Raw genomic sequence first — 21,590 nt, forward strand, 5'->3', positions numbered from 1 at the left:
CGTCGAAGGCGTACATGCGGGTTGCAGTCGCCCTGCAAGCGGCACCTGATCAACTATCGGCATCGGAACGGACCAGGCCGGCCCACCAGGCCCCGCCTATCAGCGTGAGGAAGCACGATGGCATCGACCGTCTTTGGGACACTCGCCGTCATTGCCGCGATCGTGGGCGTGGTGCTGTTCCTCAGGTTGAGGCGGAAGCCGCACACCCGGGTCGGCGCGTACGTCAGCGCCACGTTCGTCTTCCTGGCCGCGGGGCTGCTCGCCATGGGCTCCATCTCGTTCGCGAGCCTGGAATCCGCCGCGCTGCAGACCTTCGCGCCGCAGGAGCGCGCGGCCGCGGTGCCGTGCAACGCGGCGGTCCTGGGGGCCGAGGAGACGTCCAACAAGCTCAACGGACGTTACATCTGGCTGCTGCGGCTCCGCGTGACCCCTCAGGCCGGCAGCCCGTACGAGATCGAGCGCACGGCCCGGCTGACCTCCTCGATGGGGGAACGCCTGGAACGGGGGAATGTCGTGCTTTCCTGCCTGGTGGCCCCCACCGACCACACCCGGATCGAGATCTCGGCCCTGGCCTGAGCCGTCCATGGCGGCCTCCGGGCGGCCGCGGGCGGGAACACCGACAGTTGCTGGACGCAGGCGCCGGTTCACAGCCAGCCGCGGGACTCGGCCACGCGGACGGCCTCGGCGATCACCTCGATGTCGTCCTCCAGCGAGAGCAGCGCGGCCAGGCCTCCCCTGACCAGGTCCTGGTCGTCCGCGATCAGCCCACGCCCGCCACGGACGCGCCCGTCATCGCGCCCTTCTGGGCCCACGTCAATCTGTACGGCCGGCTCCGCCTTGATATGGAGTCGCGTCTCTATCTCGGGATCGCCGCGTGGACGTGGAAAGCCGCCAGATAGCTCTCTCGGGGCTCAGCGAGGCTGTTCAGTTGCTGGCTGGTGTGGATGTCTGTGGCCTCGGTTCAACGGTCGTGGTCGAGGTGGCCGAGAATCCCGGTCAGGTGTGTGATGAGGGATGTGGCTCCGGTGAGCCTGCTCGCAGGGGTCAGGGCGATGTAGCCGACAACGGGCATGCCGGCGGCTCTCGCGGCGCGGACGCCGTTGGGGCTGTCCTCGACGACCAGACAGTCGCGCGGGTCGCTGCCAAACGAGGCCGCGGCATGGAGGAAGAGATCGGGGGCGGGCTTGCCGACGCCGCCGACGTCCTGGGCGCTGAAGACCACCTCGGGCGGCAGCAGGGGGCGCAGCCCCGTCCGGTCGAGGGTGAGGTCGATCCAGGCGTGGTCGGAGGAGGATGCCAGGCAGTAGGGGATGCCGCGGCGCCGCAGCTCGGTCAGGACGGTGGAAGCGCCCTGGACGGCGGCCAACCCTTGCCTGAAGGCGGTGAACACCCGCTCGTGGCAGCGTGCGGTGAAGTCGGCGGGGAGCGTGCCGCCGTAGCGGTCGGCGACAACCGTGTGGACGGTGCGGGCGGCGTTGCCGAGGAAGTATCGGTAGGACTCTTCCAAAGTGAAGGGGAAGCCCAGTTCCGTCAGGTATTCGGACAGCACGCGGTGTGCGGTGGGTTCGCTGTCGACGAGGACGCCGTCGTTGTCGAAGATGACCAGCTTGGGTTTCATGGGTTCTCCGTTCGGGTGAACGTCAGGACGAGGGCGATCGCGAGGAATGCGGCGCCGAGGAGGCAGGTCGCGCTCCAGCCACCGACCGCGTAGACAGAGGGGCCGACGGCCGCGCCGACGACGCCGCCGAGGGTGTAGACGGTCATGTAGACCGAGGCGAGGCGGGCGCGGGCGTCGTCGATGCCGTAGACGACGCTCATGTTGAGCAGGTGGACGGGGCGGCCGATTGAACAGCAGACCAGGTTTCGCTCGCCCGCTGCGATTGATGGCCAGGCAGCGGGTGCTTACGCTGCGATCTCGTCGGCTGCCATGCGGCTCGTTGAGCAGGACGGATAGGTCCTCCGCAATGGTGGCGGGGTTGAGGAAGCAGGCGCGTAGCGCTTCCATGCCGCCGATCCGGGTGCCGGTCAGAAAGGCGCGCCCGCGCTGCTGGACGGCGGCCGGGATCGCGCGGTTGAGGTCATCGACTCGGCTGTCGCGGTTGCCCGGGCGGTACCTGAACGCGACGATCGACGTGGTGACCGGGGTCAGCAGCTCGAAGTCGTCCGCCGCCTCGATCATTGCGGCCAGCGTGTGGGCGAGCCGTACCGTCTGGTTGACGAGCCGGACAATTCCGTCCCGGCCGAGGTACGACATCGTCGCCCAGGCTCGCAGCGCCCGGAACGGGCGGGTCTGCTCCGGGCCGTACTCGGAGAACCAACCGAGTCCTGCGGCACTGTCGTCGCGCAGGTAGGCCGGGACCAGGCTGAACGCGTCGCGCGACGATGCTCGGTCGCGCAGGAGGACACAGCCGCAGTCGACCGGGACGCCGAGCCACTTGTGCGGATCCAGCGCTAGCGAATCGGCCCGTTCGATGCCCGCGTAGGCTGCCTCGGCGCCGTCAGCGAGAACACCGAGTGCCCCGTAGGCGCCGTCGACGTGGAACCACAAACCGCGGTCTGCGGCGACATCGGCGATCTCCTCCAGCGGGTCGACGGCGCCGGTGTTGACGGTGCCCGCGCTCGCCGCCACGCAGAACGGGCGCAGCCCTGCCTTGGCGTCCTGGGCGATGAAGGCGCGCAACGCGTCGACATCCATGCGGAACCGGCCGTCCACCGGGACCACCCGTACATGGCGGGCACCCAGGCCGAGCAGCTCAACGGCCTTGCGCAGGCAACTGTGCCGTTCCGCGGACACATACATCACCATTGGCGGCCGGCCGCAGAGCCCTTCTTCGCGGGCGTCCCATCCGTCCTGCCGCGCGGCACGCTGGCGGGCCGAGGCGAGGCCGATGATGGTGGCCATGGAGGCGCCGCTGGTCAGCAGCCCGCCACCGGCGGTGTGGGGGTATCCGGCCAGATCCGCCAACCAGCGCACCACGGCATACTCCAGCAGCGCCCCTGCGTGCTCGCCGCCGGCACAGCTCGGGTTCAACGCCGCCGCCATCGACGCGACGAGCACACCGGCCGGCGAGGGCGGGGAGTTCACCCAGCCGAAGAACCGGGGATGACCGTTACCCATCGGATACGGCAGCATCCGGACACGAACGTCATGGACCGACTCGTCCAGCGACCGGCCCACGGTGGGCAGATCCTGGCCGGTCAGCCAGGCGCGGTCCTCCTCCGCCACAGGCTGCCACACCCGCTGTTCTGGGACGCCTGCAAGGTAGTCGGCCGTCACGTCGACGGCGGCTGCGCCCGCCCGCCGCAGGTCATCCATCGACGTTCTCGACCTGCTGGGTCCGATGTGCCGCCGCTGCCGTGTCCAGGTCCATCACCAGGTAGTACACACACGCCGAACCCGCGTCGTTGACGAACCCATGCCGGCAGTTGCCCGGATGTACACCGAGTCCCCAGCGTCCAACATGTACCTCTCGCCATCGATCGTGAGGGTCAACCGGCCCGACTCCACGGCCACGCGTGAGCCCGGCGAGTGCGGCGAGAACTCTCCGGCATCGACGCCGGGTCCCAGGATGGTGCGCATGAACTCGAATTCCACGCCCGGCAGCACCGGGGACAGGATGCGGCGCTCCCAACCCGCTGGATCACGCACTACCCGCTGCCGCGCTTTGCGCAGAACCACCGCCCCTTCGCCGCGTGACTCGTCCAGCAGCCGGGCGATCGAGGTGCCCAGCGCGGTGGCCAGCCGATCCAGGACCAGCACGGTCGGCGTCTTCGCGCCCCGCTCCACATCGGACACCATGCTCCGGCTGACACCGCTCGATTCGGCCAGCCGTTCCAGTGCGAGGCCACGGGCACGGCGGTGGGCGCGAAGCCGCGCACCCAGGTCCGCCATCGACAACCCACTGAACACTATCCGGCCGCCTTCCATCATTATTCCACTATAGTAGCAAATTGTCCTCTATAGCGGAATGCGCTGGTCGTAGGCGCCCGTGGGCGTCAGCCCCGATGGCGTTCTGAACCGGGAACAGCTGCCTGCCAACCTGCCGGTGCCGCTCGATGATGGCGGCGCCGACCACCTGCCCACCACCGATCGGCGTACGGGTCGGCCTCGCCACGCTCGGCCGACCTCGCACGGTGCTGTACGTCTGCGCGATGACGGGCCCACCCCGGCATACCGTCCCCGGACGGATGGGATCTCCTCGACTGGCTACACGCCCGTCCGACGAGTACGCCGAGCACGCCGGCAGCGCGAACCTTCTGATCTTCGATGCTCATACGCCCGACCGTACGGGTCACCATCTGTCCTTGTGCACCGCCCGGCCAGGGACCGAACCAGCTCGCCGGGCGGGCCGGTAACGACTGTTCCTGGGTTCCTCAACCCCGACCACGTTCAGCTCCTTGGTCCACAGCAGGTAGAGAGCCACCGGGAAGCCGGTCAGTCGTCGAACGCGCCGGATGGGGTGAACAGGGCGCGCAAGGCGGCGTCGGAGTCGCCTGTGCGCAGGATCGCCGTGCCTGCCTCGACGCGCACCTGGCGGACGCCGGGCAGCCCTTCGGACCGGCCCACCTCGGCGCCGTCGGTCCGCAAGCGGATCTCCGTCCGACTCCGCCACCCGCACGTCGTCCAGCAGCCCGGTGTCCTGCAGCAGCGCCCCGACGTGGCCCCGACGTGGCCCCGACGTGGCCTTGCCGGAGCGCCTCGGCGGGCGGGCGCCCGAACACTCTGGCCGTCCCCTCCTCGGGCGGCAGGAGGCCCAGGGCGATGGACAGCATGGTCGTCTTGCCTGCCCCGTTGGGTCCCAGCAGGGCGACCGTCTGCCCTTGCTCTACGTCCAGATCCACGCCGTCGAGGGCGACGGTGGCGCCGTAGCGTCTGCGCACGGCCTTGAGTTCCAGCGCGATTGCCATGCGTTCAGGATGGGCGGGGCAGGAGGGGCGGCTGTAGTGCCGGACGTCAGCCGGCCCCATGTGACAAACGTCAGGGATACTCAGGCGAGGCGGACGATGATCTTGCCGCGCACGCCGCCCGCCTCCAGGGCCCCGTGCGCCTTGGCGATCTCCTCCAGCGGGAACACGGTGTCCACGACAGGGCGGATCGCGCCGGTCTCCACGTACCGGGTGAGGTCGGCCAGGAGGCGGTGGGTGGGCCGGCCGCTGAAGAAGCGCACGCGCCGCCGGCCGTGCACGGCTGAGGCGGCGACGTAGGACAGGGACGCGGCGGCCCGGTCGATGTCGAAGGCGATCGCCACCATGCGACCCGACGGGGTCAGGCGGCGCCGGTAGGCGGCGTGTTCGGTGCCGACGGTGTCCAGGACCACGTCGAACCGCGGCAGATCGGCAGGCCGCGTGGTGGCGTAGTCGTAGGCCTCGTGGGCGCCGAGGTCGCGGACGAGGTCGAGGTTGCGCGCCCCGGCCAGGGCGGTGACGTGGGCGCCGAGCGCCCTGCCGAGCTGCACCGCCACGACGCCCACGCCGCCGCTGCCGCCGCGTACGAGCAGGCGCTCGCCGGGCCGCAGTTTCGCCTTGTCGCGCAGTGCCGTGATCGCCGTCGTGCCCACCGGCAGTGCCGCGGCCTCCGCCAGGTCGAGGCCCGCCGGGGCCAGGGACAGGTGACGGGGGCGGACGGCCAGGTAGTCGGCGACGCTGCCGAACCTGAGGTTCAGCACGCCCCACACCCGATCGCCCACCCGGGGGCCGGGTCCGGCCGGGTCCGGGCCCAGGGCGACGACCTCGCCGGCGAAGTCGAGCCCCATGCGTTTGGGGAAGCCCCGCTGCATCAGAGCCGTCACGGGCCGCACCTTGCCGGCCCGGCCGTGCAGCTCGCCGCCGTTCACGCTGGTGGCGTGCACGCGCACCAGCACCTCGCCGGGTCCGGGGACCGGCTTGGGCACCGTGCCCACATACAGCACGTCCGGCGGCCCGTATCGGTCGAACAGGGCAGCGCGCATCTCTGTTGCGTTCATCTCCATGTGAATGACGCTAGCGGGCTAAACGGATGGGGCCGTCCATTTACGTTAATGTGAGAGACATGCCTGGTCATCCCTCTCAAATAGAGTCCGCACAGGCGCTGCGGGCCGACGCCCGGCACAACCGCGTGCGCATCCTCGATGCCGCGCGGGAGGCGTTCGCCACCCGCGGGCTCGAGGTGCCCATGGCGGCCATCGCGCGGCGCGCCGGGGTGGGCGTGGCCACGCTCTACCGGCGGTTCCCGTCGCGGGAGTCGCTGATCACGGAGGTGTTCGGCGACGAGCTGGCCACCTGCGCGTCGGTCGTGGACGAGGCGCTGGCCGATCCGGACCCGTGGCGGGGGTTCTGCGCGGCGATCGAGAAGGTGTGCGCGATGCAGGTCGCCGATCGGGGGTTCACCGAGGCGTTCCTGACGGCCTTCCCCGACGCGATCGACTACGAGCGCACGCGGGTGCGGGCCGAGCAGGGCTTCGCCGAGGTGGTACGGCGGGCCAAGGCGGCGGGGCGGCTGCGGGCCGACTTCGACGTGGCCGACCTGACGCTGCTGCTCAAGGCCAACTACGGCGTCGCCACCGGTACGAGCGAGGTCGCGGCGGCGGGGTCGCTGCGGCTGGTGGCGTACCTGCTGCAGTCCTTCCGGGCCGAGCACGCCGAGCCCCTGCCGCCGGCCCCGTCCCTCACCCTCGACCTCCTGCACGGACCGGCGGCGGCGCGGTAGCCCCGGGGTCCGCCTCCGGGCGCGAAACGCCGCGGGCCAGCGGTGCCCGCCGGCGCGGGCTCCGACGGTCCCTCGAGCACCCGCGGCGGTCTCGGCCGGGTGCCGGCCGCCTCGGAGGCAGGGCTCCGGCGGGCTCGTTCTCCCCGTTCCCGGTGACGCGCGGCCGCGGCGGCGCCGCCTTGGCGTGCCGGGCGATGCCACGACAGCGATCCTTATGGTCCTCTAACATCTAGAACTCTAAAGTGCTAGCAAGCTAGATAAATGGAGGAACGGTGATCGAGTTCCATCTGGACGGCAGATCGGGTGTCTCGCCGTACCTGCAGCTGGTCCAGCAGGTACGGCACGCGCTACGGCTCGGCGTACTGCGCGAGGGCGACCAGCTGCCGACCGTCAAGGAGGTCGTGGCGCAACTGGCGATCAACGCCAACACCGTCCTGAAGGCCTACCGCGAACTCGAACACGAGGGCCTGGTAGCCGCCCGGCCAGGGGTGGGGACGTTCGTGACGGCGACGCTCACCGACACCTCCCTGGCCGCGCACGGGCCGCTGCGGATGGAACTGCAGCGCTGGCTGGCCAAGGCCCGCCGAGCCGGTCTCGACGACGAAAGCATCGAGGCCCTCTTCATGACCACCTTTCGCACCACAGCTCAGGAGGACATAGCGTGACCGCTGTCCTGCAGGCCCAGGGACTGGGCAAGAAATACGGCAAACGCTGGGCACTGCGCGATTGCACCATCGACATCCCGGCGGGCCACGTCGTCGGGCTGGTGGGCCCCAACGGAGCCGGCAAGACCACCCTCCTGAAGCTGGCCGGCGGCCAGCTCGAACCGTCGGCGGGCGGCATCACCGTGCTCGGCGGCCGCCCCGCGGCCACGCCCGCCCAGCTGGCCAGGGTCGGGTTCGTCGCCCAGGACACCCCCATCTACGCGGGCCTGACCGTCGCCGACCACCTGCGGCTGGGGGCCCGGCTCAATCCCCGCTGGGACGACGGCATGGCCCGCGAGCGCATCGCGCGGCTCGGCCTCGTCCCCTCCCACCGGGCGGGCAAGCTGTCCGGCGGCCAGCGCGCCCAGCTCGCCCTCACCCTGGGCCTGGCCAAGCGGCCGGAGCTGCTGATCCTGGACGAACCGGTGGCCTCGCTCGACCCGCTGGCCCGCCGGGAGTTCCTGCAGGCGCTGATGGAGGCCACCGTGGAGCACGAGTTCAGCGTCGTGCTCTCCTCCCACCTGGTCTCCGACCTGGAACGCGTCTGCGACTACCTGATCGTGCTCGTCGACTCCCGCGTCCAGGTGGCCGAAGAGGTCGACGAGCTGCTGGCCACCCATCACCGGCTCACCGGCCCCCGCCGCGATCCCGACCGGCTGCCCGCCGACCAGCAGGTGATCTCCGCGCGGCACACCGAGCGGCAGAGCACGTTCGTGGTCCGCACCGACGGCCCCATCCACGACCCCGCCTGGACAGTCAGCCGGCTCAGCCTGGAGGACCTCGTCCTGGCCTACATGGAAAAGCGCACGGCCGAGAACCGGCGCGTCGCCCTGGAGGTGCAGCGATGATCTGGCTGACCTGGCGCCAGCTGCGCGGCTCGGCCGCGCTGATGGCCACCGCACTGGTCGCTCTCGCCGTCGTCCTGGCCCTGACCGGCCCGGACCTGGCCGGCCGCTACTCCGCCGGGATCGCCGCCTGCACCCAGGACGACACCTGCGGCCGCTTCTACAACCGGTTCTTCGGCGCGTACGAGACACCCTTCATGGCCGTCAACCTCGTCGTGCTGCTCCTGCCCGCTCTCGTCGGGATCTTCTGGGGAGCGCCGCTGATCACCCGCGAACTGGAGGCGAGCACCCACCTGCTGGTGTGGAACCAGAGCATCAGCCGCGGCCGCTGGCTGGCGGTCAAGCTCGGGCTCACCGGCCTGGTCGCCATGGCCGCCGCGTGTCTGTGCGGCCTGGCGGTGAGCTGGTGGTCCGACCCCTTGGACAAGTCGGCCTCGGAGAGCCTCGCCCTGATGGCTCCCCTGGTGTTCGGCGCGCGCGGCATCGCCCCGATCGGGTACGCGGCCTTCGCCTTCGTCCTCGGCGTGACCGTGGGCATGCTGGTGCGCCGCACCCTGCCCGCCATGGCCCTCACCCTGGCCGTCTTCGTCGCGATCCAGGTCGCCATGCCGCTGCTGGTACGTGTCCACCTCATGCCTGCGGCCACGGGCACCTACGAGCTCAGCGAGGCGAACGTCGAGAACCTCGGCATGTCACGAGAAGGAGGCGGACCCGCGCGGATCATCCTGCGCTCGGCCGTTCCCGGCCACGCCGGCGCCTGGGTCCTGACCAGCAGCCTGCTCGACCCGTCCGGACGCACGATCCCCTACGACGACGGCGGAGCCGTCATCCAGGTCTCCACGACCTCGGGCCCCTGCTCACCGTCGGCGGCGGGGGGCGGCGCCTGCATGGCCGAGATCAACCGGCTCGGCTACCGGCAGCAGGCGGCCTACCAGCCCCTGGAACGCTTCTGGCCCTTCCAGTGGATCGAGACCGGCATCTACGCCCTGCTCACCCTCGGCCTCGCGTGGTTCTGCTTCTGGTGGATCCGCAGGCGGCTGGCATGACCACGCCTGCCGTCGTCAGGACCGCGGCCGCCGGGCTCGCCCTCCTCCTCGCCTCGGCCTGCACGGCGCCGGCGCCGCCGCGCAGCCAGGCGAGCAAGGCAGCCAGTACGGCCTGCTCGCAACCCCAAGGACGCTCCGGGGCGCAGACGGCCACCACGATCGACGTCATCGAGCAGGCGTACTCCTGCATCCTCGGCAACTACTACAGCGGCGCCACCCTGGACGCCCGCTCGCTGCTGACCACCGCGTTCGCCGCGTTGACGCAGGAGCTCAACCGCAACGGCCACGACGTGCCCGAGGCCACCATGCCGGCGCTGACCGGCGACCGGAAGGCCGACTGGGCCGCCTTCGAGGCCGTCTACCGCAAGATCGGCGATCAGGTCCCCGGTCTGCGCGACCAGCTCGCCGTCAGCACCCTCGAGGCCCTCGTGGCCGCTCTCGGTGACGACCACGCCGACTGGATACACGACGTCAAGCGGCCACCCGACTACTACGACGGCGACGGCTACGGTCTTGGCTTCGAGGCGAACGTCAACGGCACGCAGGCGCAGAGCAACGACGGCGTCGCCCTCCCCCCGTTGTTCGTCACCGCCGTGCAGGGCGGCGCGGCGCAGAAGGCCGGACTGCGCCCCGGCGACCTCATCGAATCGATCGACGGATCGGCGCCCTTCATCGACGGCAAGGCCACCCCCGCCATCGCCGCCCTCTACCCGCGATACCCGCAGGCGCGCCCCGTCCGGCTGCGGCTCCTGCGCCAGGCCACCGGCCGCCGCTGGAGCGTCACGCTCAAGCCCGGCCTCTACCAGCGGGACCTGGCCGCCCTGCAAGTGGTGCAGTCCAGGCTGCTGGACGGCGACGTCGCCTATGTACGGATGCGCGGGTTCGCTCCCGACTCCGCGGACAGGATGTTCAAGGCGATCTCCAGGCTGCGCACCGGCCGCACCCTCAACGGCGTCGTGCTGGACCTGCGCGGCAACGGCGGCGGCAGCCCCACGGAGGCGATCCGGCTGGTGAGTGCGTTCGCCCACGGCAAGATCACCGCCTACCTGTGCACCGTGGACGGCAACTGCGAGAGCATGCGCACCGACGACGCCGTCGAGCTGCTCGGCCTGCCGCTGACGGTGCTCACCGACCGCGGCTGCGCCTCGGCCTGCGAGCACTTCAGCTCCGCGGTCAAGGACCTGCGCCTCGGCCGGCTGGTCGGCACCAGGACCGCCGGCGTCATCTCCGGCCCGGCGCAGCCGTACCTGCTCAAGAACAACACCACGCTGGCCTTCCCCACCAGGCACCACCTGGGGCCCAACCGCGAGGTCATCGACCGGATCGGCGTACCGCCCGACCACCATGTGCCCTCCACTCCGCAGGACGCGGCCGCCGGGCGCGACCCCGCCCTGGCCAAGGCCCTGACCTTGCTGCACAAGTGAATGGACCTTCCGATGAGACACCTCCTGGCCGTCGCCGCGGGGCTGGCCGTCCTGGCCGCGTCCGCCTGCTCCGCACCCGCGCCGCCGCGCTCCGCCGCCCCGTCGGCCACCCCCACCGGCCCCGCCATCCTGCCCGCCCCCACCGGCGCCCACCCGGTCGGAACCACCGCCCTGTATCTGAAGGACACCTCCCGCCGCGATCCCTGGAACCTCGACGCCGAAGCCAGAGAGCTCAAGGTCACCCTGTGGTACCCGACCGAGCAGCGCGACGGGCAGCAGGCGCCGTACATGACACCCAAGGAATCCGAGCTCACCCTCAAGGGAGGCAGGATCGGGGGTGTGCCGGACGACACGCTGAGCAAAACCCGGACGAACGCCGTCAAAGACGCCGAACCCACGGGCCGCGACCTTCCGCTCGTGGTGCTCTCCCCCGGCTTCACCAAACCGATGAACACCCTCACCTCCCTCGCCGAGGACCTGGCCAGCCGGGGATACGTCGTGGCGGGCATCGACCACACCTACGAAAGCCACGCCACGACCCTGGCCGACGGGCGGGTCGCCGAATGCCTCGCCTGCGACAGCGACGCCGACCCCGGCTTCGGCACGGGCCTGGTCGCGGGGCGGGCCGCCGACGTCTCCTTCGTGCTCGACCAGCTGCCCTCGAAGTGGGACGGCGCCGACCGGATCGACCGCTCCCGCATCGCCATGGTCGGCCAGTCCATCGGCGGAGCCGCCACCATGGCGACCATGGTGAAGGACCCTCGCGTACGCGCCGGGATCGACATGGATGGCACCACCTACGCCCGGATCCCCAAGAGCGGATTCCCCCGGCCGTTCATGTTCATCGGCTCGCCGCCGCACGTCCCCGGCGGCGGCGACAACTCGTGGGAGCGCGACTGGAAGCTGCTGACCGGCTGGAAACGCTGGATCGTGCTGGCGGGCGCGGACCACCAGTCCTTCACCGACGTCCCGCTCCTGGCAGGCGCCCTCGGCATCAAGCCCGCCTACGGCCTCCTGCCCGCGGCACGCGGCGCCGAGCTCACCCGCACGTACGTGGCGGCCTTCCTCGACCGGCACCTGAAGTCGAAGCGACAGCCCCTCCTGGACAAGCCGTCACCGCGCTACCCCGAAGTCACGTTCTGCCCCGCCACCTGCGGCCGATCCTGACACCTAGATCAACTCGTGCCGGTGGGCAGCCGTGGCGGCCTGGACGCGGCTGCGGACCCCGAGCTTGGCCAGGATGTTGCTCACATGCGCCCCCGCCGTCTTGACCGAGATGAACAGCTCCTCGGCGATCTGCCGGTTGGTACGGCCGTCGGCGAGCAGCCGCAGCACCTCCCGCTCACGCGGCGTAAGGCCGAAGGCCCGCTCCCCGGCCGGGTCGGTCTCGCCGTCCACGACGAGGGAGATCCGGGCCAGCCGCGCCAACCGTTCGATGCGCGCACGCAAGGGCTCGGCTCGCAGACGGTCCGCCTCCCGGGCGGCGCCGGCCAGATGGCAGGAGGCCGCCGAGCGGTCCCCCGCTTCCGCGGCGTGTTCCGCGGCCCGCACCAGCGCCAGAGCCTGGAAATACGGCTGGCTAAGATCCGCCCACGCGGCCGCGACGCACGGCCACAGCTCCGGCCGCCCGCTCTCGGCGGTGAAGGCCAGCCGATGAGCCTCCTGGACGGGCCCGATCACCGGCAACCCGGCGACGCTCTCGCCCAGGCCGGGCACGGGCAGGGACGCACCCGCTTCGATCACCGGCCACAGGTAACGCGGGCTCGTTCCGCCACTGCCCAGCGCCTCCGCCACGAGCCGCACAGCCTCATCCGCGCGCCCCTGCGCCCTGCGCAGATCCACCTCCAAGCGCACCAGCAGCAGATGGTCCTGAGCATAGGACGTGCCTCTGCCGAAAACCTCGCGGGCCTGCGCCGCGGCGCTCTCAGCACCTGCGAGATCGCCCCTGGCCAGTGCCAGCGTGCCCGCCAGCACCATCAGGTACGCGCGGAGGCTGGGCGTCGGCGTGACCCGCAGGGCGTACTCGACGATCTCGGCCGCCTCCTCCCACCGCCCCAGCGCGATCAGCGCCTCCGCCAGGTTGCCCGCATGAATCGGACCCGCGGTCCGGGCCAGACCCCACCGCGTGGCGGCGGCAAGCCCCCGACGTGCCGCCTCCGCTGCCTCGGCATACCTGCCGGCGCCCTGCAGAACATCGGCCTCACAACGACACGCATGCAGAAACGCCCCCTCATCACCGATGCGGCGCGCCGTCGCCTGCGCCTCGACCAGGTGAGGCAACTGCGCGTCGAGGTCGCCGGCCCGCGCCCGCGCGTACGTCAGATTCACGGTGGCGATGACCTCGGCCTTGGCATCGCCCGCCGCCTGCGCCGCCTCCAGCGCCGCAGCGGCGGCCACCCGGCCTTCGGCTTCCAGCGGCACCGTGAGCAGGCGATTGGCCAGCAGATTCAGCACCGTCGCGCGCGCCGGATGCCCGCCCGGCGTCAAACGAGCGGCTTCGCGCAGATCGTCCAGATCGCCCGGCACGCCCAGGAGGTGGCGCAACTCGCCACGATGAGCGGTCAGCCAGCCGGCCCGCGCAGGCTCGACCTCGGCCGACAGCGCCGACTCGACCAGCTCGACGGCGGTCGCGTTCTCACCGGCGGCGATGGCGGCGCGTACCGCTTCGTCGAGCACATCGGCCTTCGACGCCGCCGAACCGGGCGCCTGATCCCACAACTCCAGCACGCGCAGCAACATGTGCAGCTGCTCCGCATACGCCAGGGACGCCGCGGCCTCGGCGGCAGCACGACGAGCGGCCGCCAGCGTCCTGGACGGCCGGCTCTTGGCGGCATGCCAGTGCAGGGCGGACTCATACGCCGCCCGGCCCAGCGGGGCGAGTTCCGGGTCCCCCTCCAGGGCTTCGGCATACCGCACGTGAAGGCGCCCACGTTCCCCGGGAAGCACGTCGTCGTAGAGCACCTCCTGGACCAGCGCATGACGGAACGCATACACCTCCTCCTCGATCAGGAGCACGTTGGCGCCCACCGCCGGGCGCAGCGCCTCGGACAGGCACGCGTCGTCCAGCCCGGTGACGGCGCGCAACAGCGCATGGCCGACCCGGGCGCCGCCCACGGCCGCAGCCCGGACCACCCGCCGCGTTTCCAGCGGCAACCCGTCCAGCGGCGCGACCAGCAGATCGCGAATGGACACCGGCACCGGCGCGCCCACCCGGGCCGACAACGCCTCCACGAACAGCGGATTGCCCTCGCTGCGCCGGAAGACGTCCTCGACGACCGCGGGAGCCGGCTCGCCGCCCAGCAGGCCCCGAAGCTGCCGCACCACCTCAACCCTGCCCAGCCGCTCCAGCTCCATCCGGGTCGTCCACGGCCGGCGATCCCATTCAGCCAGCACCGGGCGCAGCGGATGCGTCCGATGCAGCTGATCACTTCGATAGGTCACGACCAGGAGGAAAGCCGCGGCCGCCTGCTGGTTCCTGATGAGGAAGTCGAGCAGCTCCCGGCTGGAGCGATCGCTCCAGTGCGCATCCTCGACGACGATCACCAAAGGCCGGTCCTCCGCCAGATTCTCGAAGACGGCGAGAACCTCCTCGAACAGCCGCGCCTGCGTCAACGCCGGATCGCCGCCGCCGGCAGGCCGCCCCAACTGCGGCAGCAGCCTGCCCAGCTCACCCGGCTCACCACGCGGCAGGAGCCGAAGAAAACCGTCCACGCCGACCCCGCGCAGCAGCCGGCGCAGCATCGCCGTGAACGGCGCGAACGCCAGCCCGTCCTCCCCCACCTGAGGGCAGTCGCCCGAAAGCGACCACGCCTCCCCCGCCAGCGGCGCCACGAACTCGGCGACCAGCCGGCTCTTACCCGCCCCCGCTTCACCGCCCAGCAGCACGGTCGAAGCAGAACCCCCTCGGGCATGCGCGTAGGCCTCACCCAGAGCGGCCAGCTCCGCCTCCCTGCCTACGAACACCATGGACTCAGGCTCTCAGATCCGGACGAGAACTAGGGATGCCGGATAGGGCATTCGCCCCATCCATCCGGCCGCCATTCCCGCGAAGCTGACCCCGTGATCCGAACCGGCGCACAACCGCTGCTCAGCCGCCCGATGGCCTTCCTGGGCGCGACCTCACTCGCCTCCATGACAAGCTTCTACCTGCTCGTCCCGATCGTCCCGCTGTACACGGCGTCAGGCGGCTCAGGCGACATGGGCGCCGGGCTGTCCACCGGCGTCACCATGCTGGCGACCGTGCTCATGGAACTGGTCATGCCGACGCTGCTGGCCCGGTGCGGCTATCGCGCCGGCATGGCGCTGGGCGTCCTGCTTCTCGGCGTTCCCTCGGCCCTGCTGGTCCTGTCCTCCGCGTTGCCGATCGTACTGGCCACCAGCCTGGCGCGCGGGGCCGGCCTCGCCATCGTGGTCGTAGCAGGCCCCGCCATGGTGGCCGAACTGGCCCCCGCCCAGCGTCGAGGCGAAGCACTGGGCGCCTACGGCGTGGCCGTCGGAATCCCCGCCATCCTCGGACTGCCGATCGGCCTGTGGCTCGTCCCCCTCATCGGCTACGGACCGGTCTTCCTCGCGGGCACAGGGCTGGCGCTGCTCGCACTCATCGGAACTCCCCAGCTGCCCGCGAGCACGGCACCGGTCGAGCAGCATGAGGGCGTCCTCCGCGCTCTACGCCACGCCGGCCTCGCCCGGCCCGCCATCGTCTTCACCACGATCACGCTGGCAGCCGGCGTGCTGCTGACGTTCCTGCCGCTGGCCGTCCCCGCCGGCTCAGCAGGAACGGCCGCCACGGCACTGCTCGCACACTCCTGCGCGATGCCGCTCGCGCGCTGGGCGGCCGGCCGACACGGCGACCGCCACGGCCACTCCGCCCTCCTGATACCGGCCGTGCTCGCCGCGGTCATCGGGATGGCCGGGATCGTCTGGCTCGACAACCCCTACGCGGTCATCGTGGGAGCGGCACTGTTCGGCGCCGGCTTCGGCGCCGCCCAGAACGTGACCCTGGTGCTGATGCTCGCCCGATCCTCCCCCTCCGCGTTCGGCCGGGTCAGCGCGCTGTGGAACCTCGCCTACGACGGCGGGATGGGGATCGGCGCCGTCGGATTCGGACTCATGGCCGGACCCGCCGGGTACCCGGCGGGATTCGCGCTGATCGCCGCCGTACTGGCTCTCGCCCTCCTCCCCTCCTGGCTCGACACCCGATCAGAAAGGAAGATCATCAATGACCGATGACCTGCGGCACGCCGTACAGAAAGTGCTACCGGGCGTAAGAGCCGACCTCGAGGCCCTCATCCGCATCCCCTCAGTGAGCGCCGACCCGGCCGCGGCCGAAGACCTGCGCCGCTGCGCGGAGCAGACGGCGCAACTCTTCCGCGCCGGCGCCGCGCAGAAGGTGGAGATCCTCGACGACGTCCCCGGCGGCCGGCCGGTGGTCCTCGCCGGCTGCCCCGCTCCGCCCGGCCGCCCCACCGTGCTGCTGTACGCCCACTACGACGTACAACCCACCGGCGACCCGGATCTGTGGTCGAGCGGACCGTTCGAGCCACACGAAAGCGGCGGGCGACTGTACGGCCGCGGGTCCGCCGACGACAAGGCCGGTATCGCCACCCACCTGGCCGCGCTACGCGCGCACGACGGGCGGCCGCCGGTCGGAGTCGTCGTCCTCATCGAAGGAGAGGAGGAGATCGGCTCCCCGGCACTCGGCGCCTTCCTCGACCGCCACCGTGACAAGCTCGCCGCCGACGTGCTCGTGCTCGCCGACTCCGAGAACATCGAAGCGGGCACTCCTTCGTTCACCACCACGCTGCGCGGCCTGGCCAACTGCGTCGTCGAGGTACGGACACTGGCCGATGCCGTGCATTCCGGCACCTACGGCGGAGCCGCCCCCGACGCGCTCACCACACTGTGCCGCCTGCTCGCCACCCTCCACGACGAGCACGGCCACGTCGCAGTGAACGGCCTCACCACCAGCCGCCCACCCCAGACGCACTACCCCATCCCACGGTTCCGGGCCGAAGCAGGCGTACTCGACGGCGTCACACTGCTCGGCTCAGGCACCATCGCCGAACGGATCTGGACCGGGCCCGCCGCGACCGTCCTGGCCATCGACGCGCCCTCCGTACCCGAGGCCGCCAACGCCCTCACCGCGACCGCCCGAGCCAAGGTGAGCCTGCGCCTCGCGCCCGGCGACGACGCCGTACGAGCCCGCGCGGCCCTGGCCGGGCACCTGCGCGACCACACGCCCTGGGGCGCACACGTGGAGGTCACCGAGGCGGAAATCGCGCAACCATACACGGTCGACACCCGAGGCCCGGCCTTTGCCGCCGCACGCCGCGCCTACAGGCAGGCCTACGGCGCCGACGTGGTCGACATGGGAGGCGGCGGCGCCATCCCCTTCGTCGCCGAATTCGCCGCCGCGTACCCGGACGCCGCCTTCCTCATCACCAGCCCCGGAGGCGATCCAGCCGGCCGCGCCCACAGCACCGACGAGAACCTGCACCTGGCCGACTTCGAACGCGCCTGCCTCGCCGAGACGCTCCTGCTCGCCGAACTCGCGCACTGACCGCCCTGGCGGTGCTTCTGGTCGCCGAAACTAACGTGGCGCTTTCCTGTGGCGTACGGCCATCGCCGCCCCGAGGGCGAGGGCGGCATATCCGCAGGTCACGGTCAAGCCCGCCCAGGGCGGGAGCGGGAAGTAGCCCCCGATCAGTGACAGGTGCACGTCCACATGCGCGAACGTGGGGACGCTCTGCGTGATCGCGAACCCGGCGGCAGGGGTGATCATCAGCAGCCATGGCGCCAGGCCCGCGGTCGCCAGCAGGTAGGGCACGACGACCAGCGCGATGGCCAGCCCGCCGGCGACGATGCCCCGCCTGGCCAGCGCGGCGAGGCCCAGAGCCAGCACGGCGGCGGCCGCGGTCAGCGCCGCGTAGCCGACGATCACCCGCGACTCGGTAGCCGGGGTGATCGGCTGAACCGGGTTCTGATTCGCCCGCAACATCGCCAGGCCGACCGGAACCACGACCCCCGAGGTCACCAGTCCCGCCACGAACGCGACCGCGCCGACCACCACGGCCTTGGCCGCCAGCAGCCGCGCCGGATGCGGCGAGACCGGCGGACCGGTCCCGATCAGCCGCCGCCGGTGGTCCGCCGTGACGGACATGACGGCCGCCACCAGCACCGGGATCAGCCCCACGGCCGCGCCGATCAGCATGAGGTCGGCGCGCACGCCGCCCTCCACCGTGGCGGGCCCGATGTCACCGCCCCCGGTCACGATGAGCTTGCCACCGGACTCGACGACCCCGCCCGGGTGATGCGGGGTCTTGCCGTCGGACTCCATCGAGACGCCGACGTCGTCGCGGCGCCACGAGCCGTTCGCGCCCTGCAGCGTGATCTGGTCGAAGGTGGCGGTGGCCTGGGCGAAGGCTTTCGCCATGTCCCACAGGACGCCGGGTGAGGTGGCGAACAGCCCGATCTCGACCGTCTCCGGCAGCCCGGTCAGCTCGACTGTGCCGATCTCGGTCCACGTCTTTCCGTCGTCCGACTCGTAGCCGGTGACGGTGTCGCCCGACCTGGTCAGCCGCAGCCACTGGGGACCGTTGTGCGGACCGCCGGGCACGTCGTGGGTGTAGTTGTACTGCATCCGCACGCCGTGATCTCCGGTGAGCATGACGGCGGCATACGGTGTGCCCCGCTTGAGGCTCTGCCTGACGAGGAGCCCGGCCTTGGCCCACGGCACCACGCCCTCCTTGACGTTGCGCACCCCGGGTACGGCGTCCGGCAGCCGGATCTGCCCGGTCATATCCGACACGCGGGCGGTGATGCTGCCGTTCCCCTTGAGCGGCTGGTGCACGAAGTAGTACTTGTCCTGCACCGCCGTGCCATCGGGCCCCACCAAGGGCGCGGGGCAGGACCCCTCCCCCTTCCCGGTCACGCACGTGCTGCGGACACCCCCGGCGACCAGCAGCCCGAGCGACACGGTGACCAGCACGGAGGCCGCCATGGCGAGCACCAGGCCCCGCGCGGTACGGAACTTGGTCCACTCCGCGCGCAGCAACTGAGGGAACCGGTCCTGCCCGGCCCGTTCGCCGGAACGGTGAGGCGTGAATGAACTCATGGCGACAGTTGTACGCGGTCCCCGGTTCCAGCCAGGTCGCAGCCGCTGCGACCTGGCTGGAACCGGGGATCTGGCATCGTTGCGGGCATGGCACCTCGACCCGGCGGCCGCGCCGCCCGTACGACGACCGGCGGTGATCGGGGGTGAGGGTCCTCGTCGTCGAGGACTTCGAGATCCTCGCCCGCTCCATCGGAACGGGGCTGCGCCGCGAGGGCATGGCCGTCGACGTCGTCCTGGACGGAACCGCCGCCCTCGAGCGCCTGGCCGTCACCCGCTACGACGTGGTGATCCTCGACCGCGACCTGCCCGGCGTCCACGGGGACGAGATCTGCCGGGGGCTGGCCCACGGCCGCTGTGAGACCCGCGTGCTGATGCTCACCGCCTCCGGCACGATCGAGGACCGCGTCGACGGGCTCAGCCTCGGCGCCGACGACTACCTGCCCAAGCCGTTCGCGTTCGCCGAACTGGTCGCCCGCGTCCGTGCCCTGGCCCGCCGCGCCACCCCGCCGCTACCGCCCACCCTGACCTGCGGGGACATCACCCTCGATCCGGCCCGCCGTACCGCGTTCCGGGCCGGCCGGCGCCTGGAGCTGAGCCCCCGGGAGTTCGCCCTGCTCGAATGCCTGCTCGCCGTACCCGGCCGGGTCATCTCCGCCGAAGAACTGCTCGAGCGCGTCTGGGACGAGGCCGCCGACCCCTTCAGCAGCGCCGTCAAGCACGCCATGCACCGCCTGCGGGCCAAGCTCGGCGACCCGCCCGTGATCGAGACCATCCGCGAAGGCGGCTACCGCCTCGGACCGTCATGACCAGCCGGCGGCTCGCCAGAAGATCCCTGCAGACGCGGCTCGCACTCGCCTACGCCGCGGGCATCTACGCCGCGGGCGTCTTCGTGCTGGTCTTCGTCGACGTCGGGCTCGCCACCGTCGACGCGGCCACCCCCGTAGACCGCACCCCGTCGAGCGTGACCACCGGCACCGGGGCGGGGATCAGCCTGCCCCAGCTCCTCACGGGATCCGCCGTCGCCCTGGTCCTGCTGATCCCCCTCGCCCTGGCTGCCGGCTGGTACGTCGCCGGCCGGTTCCTGCACCCGCTGCGCGCCATCACCGCCACCGCCAAAATCATCTCCGCCGGAGACCTCCACCGGCGCCTCGACCTCGGCGAGCCCGCGGACGAGCTGACCGAACTCGGCCACACCCTCGACGACCTGTTCGCCCGCCTGCAAGCCTCCTTCGACGCCCAGCGCCACTTCGTCGCCAACGCCTCCCACGAGCTGCGCACCCCCCTGGCCGGCCTGCGTACGCTCCTCGAAGTCGCCCTGGCCGACCCCGATGCCGACACCGACGCCCTGCGCTCGGCCTGCCAGGAGGCCCTCGTGCTCGGCGAACACCAGGAGCGGCTCGTCCAAGCACTGCTCGCCCTGGCCACCAGCGAGCGGGGCGTCACCCGCCGGGACACCCTCGACCTCGCCCACGTCGCCGAAGAAATGCTCGCCTCCCGCCGCGACCAGGCGACGCGGGCGGGCATCGACCTCGCCGCACACCTCGGGCCCGCGGTGACGGCCGGAGACCCGAAACTGATCGAAAGCCTCATCGCCAACCTCATCGACAACGCCATCCGCCACAACCACCCGGACGGGCACGTGAAGATCACCACTCGGACCTCCGGCACCCAGGTGACCCTCACCGTCACCAACAGCGGGCCGGTCATCCCCGGCGACCAGATCCAGCGCCTCTTTCAGCCCTTCCAGAAACTGGCGGCCGAACGGCACGGCCGCGACGGCTACGGCCTCGGCCTCGGCCTCGCCATCGTCCACGCCGTCGCCCGAGCGCACCACGCCGGCCTCACCGCCGTCCCACGCCCCGAAGGCGGCCTGTGCGTCACCGCGCAGTTCGCGCCCGCCTCCCGTCCGAACCGCCCCTGACGCCAGGGGACGGCCGCGCGCGGCGCTAACCCCAGGTGAGGGGGTCGAGGTGGAGGTAGAACCGCTCGCGGTCACGGTCGAGGAGGATGCCGTACCGCTCGGCGAACCGTTCGTCCGCCCAGGTCGCCTGCCGCTCGTCGGGCCAGCTCTCTCGCGCGTTGGCGAGCAGGAGCGCGATGTCGGCGTACGGGTCGGCCCGGCCGAGGCGGCCGAGGTCGATGAAGCCCGCCACCTCCAGGGTCTGCGGGTCGAGGATGATGTTGGGCAGGCACAGGTCTCCGTGGCAGACGACCGTCTCGGCGGCCTCCTGCGCGAGGCGGCGCTCCCGCTGGGGCTCGAGTCGGGCGAGCAGTTCGCCGGCGGGCGTGTGCCGCTGTTCCTCCGGGAGGAACTCGGGGTTGACCGCGCCCCTCGCGACGACGTCGGCGGCCACGCCGAACATCCGGGTGAGATCCCGCGCGAACGGGCACCCGGCGGCGGGCAGGTCGTGCAGCCGGCGTACGGCATCGGCGATCTTCTCCCACGCCGCCCGCAGCTCGGCGGCCGGGAGCCGATCGGCGGGGACGCCCGCGACGGCGCTGGTCACCAGGCAGGCGCCGGCAGCGGTGACGCGCCAGTCGAGGACGCGCGGCCCCGGGACGCCCTGCGTGCCCAGCCACTCGGCGCGGTCCCGCTCCTCCTCCAGCGAGGTCACGGAACCGGCGGGGACGCACTTGGCGTATCGGGCGCCGTCATCGGAGCGGAAGACACCGGCCCCGGACTCGCCGCCGGTGACGGGGAGCCATCCGTCCCCGTCATCCAGCAATGTCCGGAAGGCCGATGTCGAGTCGATCATGCCGACCACCCTATCCG

General features: G+C 71.6%; 19 protein-coding genes and 1 pseudogene. 11 read left to right on the forward strand and 9 right to left on the reverse strand.

The window, feature by feature from the left end; all coding sequences use genetic code 11:
• The first annotated feature begins 117 nt into the window (after positions 1 to 117).
• Entirely contained in the window at positions 118 to 576 is a 459-nt protein-coding gene (locus ACFKCF_RS46895) for a hypothetical protein (RefSeq protein ID WP_394501864.1), read from the forward strand.
• 68 nt (positions 577 to 644) lie between these two features.
• Here ACFKCF_RS46895 and ACFKCF_RS46900 read toward each other — a convergent pair whose 3' ends face one another.
• The 6 genes and pseudogenes from ACFKCF_RS46900 to ACFKCF_RS46925 all read right to left on the reverse strand — a co-directional run bounded on the left by ACFKCF_RS46900 (position 645) and on the right by ACFKCF_RS46925 (position 5,963).
• Positions 645 to 812, reverse strand: coding sequence for a hypothetical protein (locus tag ACFKCF_RS46900; RefSeq protein ID WP_394501865.1), 168 nt, complete (start codon positions 810 to 812; stop codon positions 645 to 647).
• Between the two features lie 149 nt (positions 813 to 961).
• Complete coding sequence (locus ACFKCF_RS46905; protein ID WP_394501866.1) at positions 962 to 3,316, reverse strand: HAD-IA family hydrolase; 2,355 nt, start codon at positions 3,314 to 3,316, stop codon at positions 962 to 964.
• Positions 3,317 to 3,370: 54 nt separating this feature from the next.
• Complete coding sequence (locus ACFKCF_RS46910; RefSeq protein ID WP_394501867.1) at positions 3,371 to 3,931, reverse strand: helix-turn-helix domain-containing protein; 561 nt, start codon at positions 3,929 to 3,931, stop codon at positions 3,371 to 3,373.
• Positions 3,932 to 4,435: 504 nt separating this feature from the next.
• Complete coding sequence (locus ACFKCF_RS46915; protein ID WP_394501985.1) at positions 4,436 to 4,588, reverse strand: hypothetical protein; 153 nt, start codon at positions 4,586 to 4,588, stop codon at positions 4,436 to 4,438.
• A 122-nt stretch (positions 4,589 to 4,710) separates the two neighbouring features.
• A pseudogene (locus tag ACFKCF_RS46920) lies at positions 4,711 to 4,968 on the reverse strand (ATP-binding cassette domain-containing protein); the annotation flags it as partial.
• A gap of 20 nt (positions 4,969 to 4,988) precedes the next feature.
• Positions 4,989 to 5,963 carry an NAD(P)-dependent alcohol dehydrogenase gene (locus tag ACFKCF_RS46925; protein ID WP_394501972.1) on the reverse strand — a complete coding sequence of 325 codons (975 nt, stop codon included), beginning with the start codon at positions 5,961 to 5,963 and terminating at the stop codon, positions 4,989 to 4,991.
• Positions 5,964 to 6,028: 65 nt separating this feature from the next.
• On the opposite strand from ACFKCF_RS46925, the gene ACFKCF_RS46930 reads away from it, so the two are divergent.
• The 6 genes from ACFKCF_RS46930 to ACFKCF_RS46955 all read left to right on the forward strand — a co-directional run bounded on the left by ACFKCF_RS46930 (position 6,029) and on the right by ACFKCF_RS46955 (position 11,871).
• Positions 6,029 to 6,685: a TetR/AcrR family transcriptional regulator gene (locus tag ACFKCF_RS46930; RefSeq protein ID WP_394501868.1), complete on the forward strand. Its 657-nt coding sequence runs from the start codon at positions 6,029 to 6,031 to the stop codon at positions 6,683 to 6,685.
• A gap of 272 nt (positions 6,686 to 6,957) precedes the next feature.
• Positions 6,958 to 7,350, forward strand: a complete 393-nt coding sequence (locus tag ACFKCF_RS46935) for a GntR family transcriptional regulator (RefSeq protein WP_394501869.1) — start codon at positions 6,958 to 6,960, stop codon at positions 7,348 to 7,350.
• A complete protein-coding gene (locus ACFKCF_RS46940; protein ID WP_394501870.1) occupies positions 7,347 to 8,237 on the forward strand; it encodes an ABC transporter ATP-binding protein in 891 nt (296 codons plus the stop codon). Before ACFKCF_RS46935 ends, ACFKCF_RS46940 begins: the two co-directional genes overlap by 4 nt.
• Complete coding sequence (locus ACFKCF_RS46945; protein WP_394501871.1) at positions 8,234 to 9,280, forward strand: ABC transporter permease; 1,047 nt, start codon at positions 8,234 to 8,236, stop codon at positions 9,278 to 9,280. The genes ACFKCF_RS46940 and ACFKCF_RS46945 overlap by 4 nt, the downstream gene beginning before the upstream one ends.
• On the forward strand, positions 9,277 to 10,704 hold the full coding sequence (locus tag ACFKCF_RS46950; protein ID WP_394501872.1) for a S41 family peptidase: 1,428 nt from the start codon (positions 9,277 to 9,279) through the stop codon (positions 10,702 to 10,704). Before ACFKCF_RS46945 ends, ACFKCF_RS46950 begins: the two co-directional genes overlap by 4 nt.
• Positions 10,705 to 10,716: 12 nt before the next feature.
• The gene (locus ACFKCF_RS46955) at positions 10,717 to 11,871 is read left to right on the forward strand and encodes an alpha/beta hydrolase family protein (protein WP_394501873.1); all 1,155 of its coding nucleotides are present in this window, start codon (positions 10,717 to 10,719) and stop codon (positions 11,869 to 11,871) included.
• A 3-nt stretch (positions 11,872 to 11,874) separates the two neighbouring features.
• Here ACFKCF_RS46955 and ACFKCF_RS46960 read toward each other — a convergent pair whose 3' ends face one another.
• Complete coding sequence (locus ACFKCF_RS46960; RefSeq protein WP_394501874.1) at positions 11,875 to 14,670, reverse strand: ATP-binding protein; 2,796 nt, start codon at positions 14,668 to 14,670, stop codon at positions 11,875 to 11,877.
• 93 nt (positions 14,671 to 14,763) lie between these two features.
• Here ACFKCF_RS46960 and ACFKCF_RS46965 point away from each other — a divergent pair, with 93 nt between their 5' ends.
• Positions 14,764 to 15,933 carry an MFS transporter gene (locus tag ACFKCF_RS46965; RefSeq protein WP_394501875.1) on the forward strand — a complete coding sequence of 390 codons (1,170 nt, stop codon included), beginning with the start codon at positions 14,764 to 14,766 and terminating at the stop codon, positions 15,931 to 15,933.
• Positions 15,923 to 17,263: a M20/M25/M40 family metallo-hydrolase gene (locus ACFKCF_RS46970; protein ID WP_394501876.1), complete on the forward strand. Its 1,341-nt coding sequence runs from the start codon at positions 15,923 to 15,925 to the stop codon at positions 17,261 to 17,263. The genes ACFKCF_RS46965 and ACFKCF_RS46970 overlap by 11 nt, the downstream gene beginning before the upstream one ends.
• Before the next feature lie 30 nt (positions 17,264 to 17,293).
• Here the strand turns inward: ACFKCF_RS46970 and ACFKCF_RS46975 are convergent, their stop codons facing one another.
• On the reverse strand, positions 17,294 to 18,817 hold the full coding sequence (locus ACFKCF_RS46975) for a hypothetical protein (RefSeq protein WP_394501877.1): 1,524 nt from the start codon (positions 18,815 to 18,817) through the stop codon (positions 17,294 to 17,296).
• 143 nt (positions 18,818 to 18,960) lie between these two features.
• Here ACFKCF_RS46975 and ACFKCF_RS46980 point away from each other — a divergent pair, with 143 nt between their 5' ends.
• A complete protein-coding gene (locus ACFKCF_RS46980) occupies positions 18,961 to 19,623 on the forward strand; it encodes a response regulator transcription factor (protein ID WP_394501878.1) in 663 nt (220 codons plus the stop codon).
• A complete protein-coding gene (locus ACFKCF_RS46985; RefSeq protein ID WP_394501879.1) occupies positions 19,620 to 20,738 on the forward strand; it encodes a sensor histidine kinase in 1,119 nt (372 codons plus the stop codon). Before ACFKCF_RS46980 ends, ACFKCF_RS46985 begins: the two co-directional genes overlap by 4 nt.
• A gap of 25 nt (positions 20,739 to 20,763) precedes the next feature.
• Here ACFKCF_RS46985 and ACFKCF_RS46990 read toward each other — a convergent pair whose 3' ends face one another.
• Positions 20,764 to 21,573 carry an APH(3'') family aminoglycoside O-phosphotransferase gene (locus ACFKCF_RS46990; protein WP_394501880.1) on the reverse strand — a complete coding sequence of 270 codons (810 nt, stop codon included), beginning with the start codon at positions 21,571 to 21,573 and terminating at the stop codon, positions 20,764 to 20,766.
• Between the last annotated feature and the right edge of the window lie 17 nt (positions 21,574 to 21,590).

This window comes from Nonomuraea sp. JJY05 (assembly GCF_043496855.1).
GTDB lineage: Bacteria > Actinomycetota > Actinomycetes > Streptosporangiales > Streptosporangiaceae > Nonomuraea.

Coding starts and splice junctions, on each gene's coding strand:
- ACFKCF_RS46895 (WP_394501864.1), top strand. CDS start 118: ATGGCATCGACCGTCTTTGGGACACTCGCCGTCATTGCCGCGATCGTG.
- ACFKCF_RS46905 (WP_394501866.1), bottom strand. CDS start 3,316: ATGGATGACCTGCGGCGGGCGGGCGCAGCCGCCGTCGACGTGACGGCC.
- ACFKCF_RS46910 (WP_394501867.1), bottom strand. CDS start 3,931: ATGATGGAAGGCGGCCGGATAGTGTTCAGTGGGTTGTCGATGGCGGAC.
- ACFKCF_RS46925 (WP_394501972.1), bottom strand. CDS start 5,963: ATGAACGCAACAGAGATGCGCGCTGCCCTGTTCGACCGATACGGGCCG.
- ACFKCF_RS46930 (WP_394501868.1), top strand. CDS start 6,029: ATGCCTGGTCATCCCTCTCAAATAGAGTCCGCACAGGCGCTGCGGGCC.
- ACFKCF_RS46945 (WP_394501871.1), top strand. CDS start 8,234: ATGATCTGGCTGACCTGGCGCCAGCTGCGCGGCTCGGCCGCGCTGATG.
- ACFKCF_RS46950 (WP_394501872.1), top strand. CDS start 9,277: ATGACCACGCCTGCCGTCGTCAGGACCGCGGCCGCCGGGCTCGCCCTC.
- ACFKCF_RS46955 (WP_394501873.1), top strand. CDS start 10,717: ATGAGACACCTCCTGGCCGTCGCCGCGGGGCTGGCCGTCCTGGCCGCG.
- ACFKCF_RS46960 (WP_394501874.1), bottom strand. CDS start 14,670: ATGGTGTTCGTAGGCAGGGAGGCGGAGCTGGCCGCTCTGGGTGAGGCC.
- ACFKCF_RS46970 (WP_394501876.1), top strand. CDS start 15,923: ATGACCGATGACCTGCGGCACGCCGTACAGAAAGTGCTACCGGGCGTA.
- ACFKCF_RS46975 (WP_394501877.1), bottom strand. CDS start 18,817: ATGAGTTCATTCACGCCTCACCGTTCCGGCGAACGGGCCGGGCAGGAC.
- ACFKCF_RS46985 (WP_394501879.1), top strand. CDS start 19,620: ATGACCAGCCGGCGGCTCGCCAGAAGATCCCTGCAGACGCGGCTCGCA.
- ACFKCF_RS46990 (WP_394501880.1), bottom strand. CDS start 21,573: ATGATCGACTCGACATCGGCCTTCCGGACATTGCTGGATGACGGGGAC.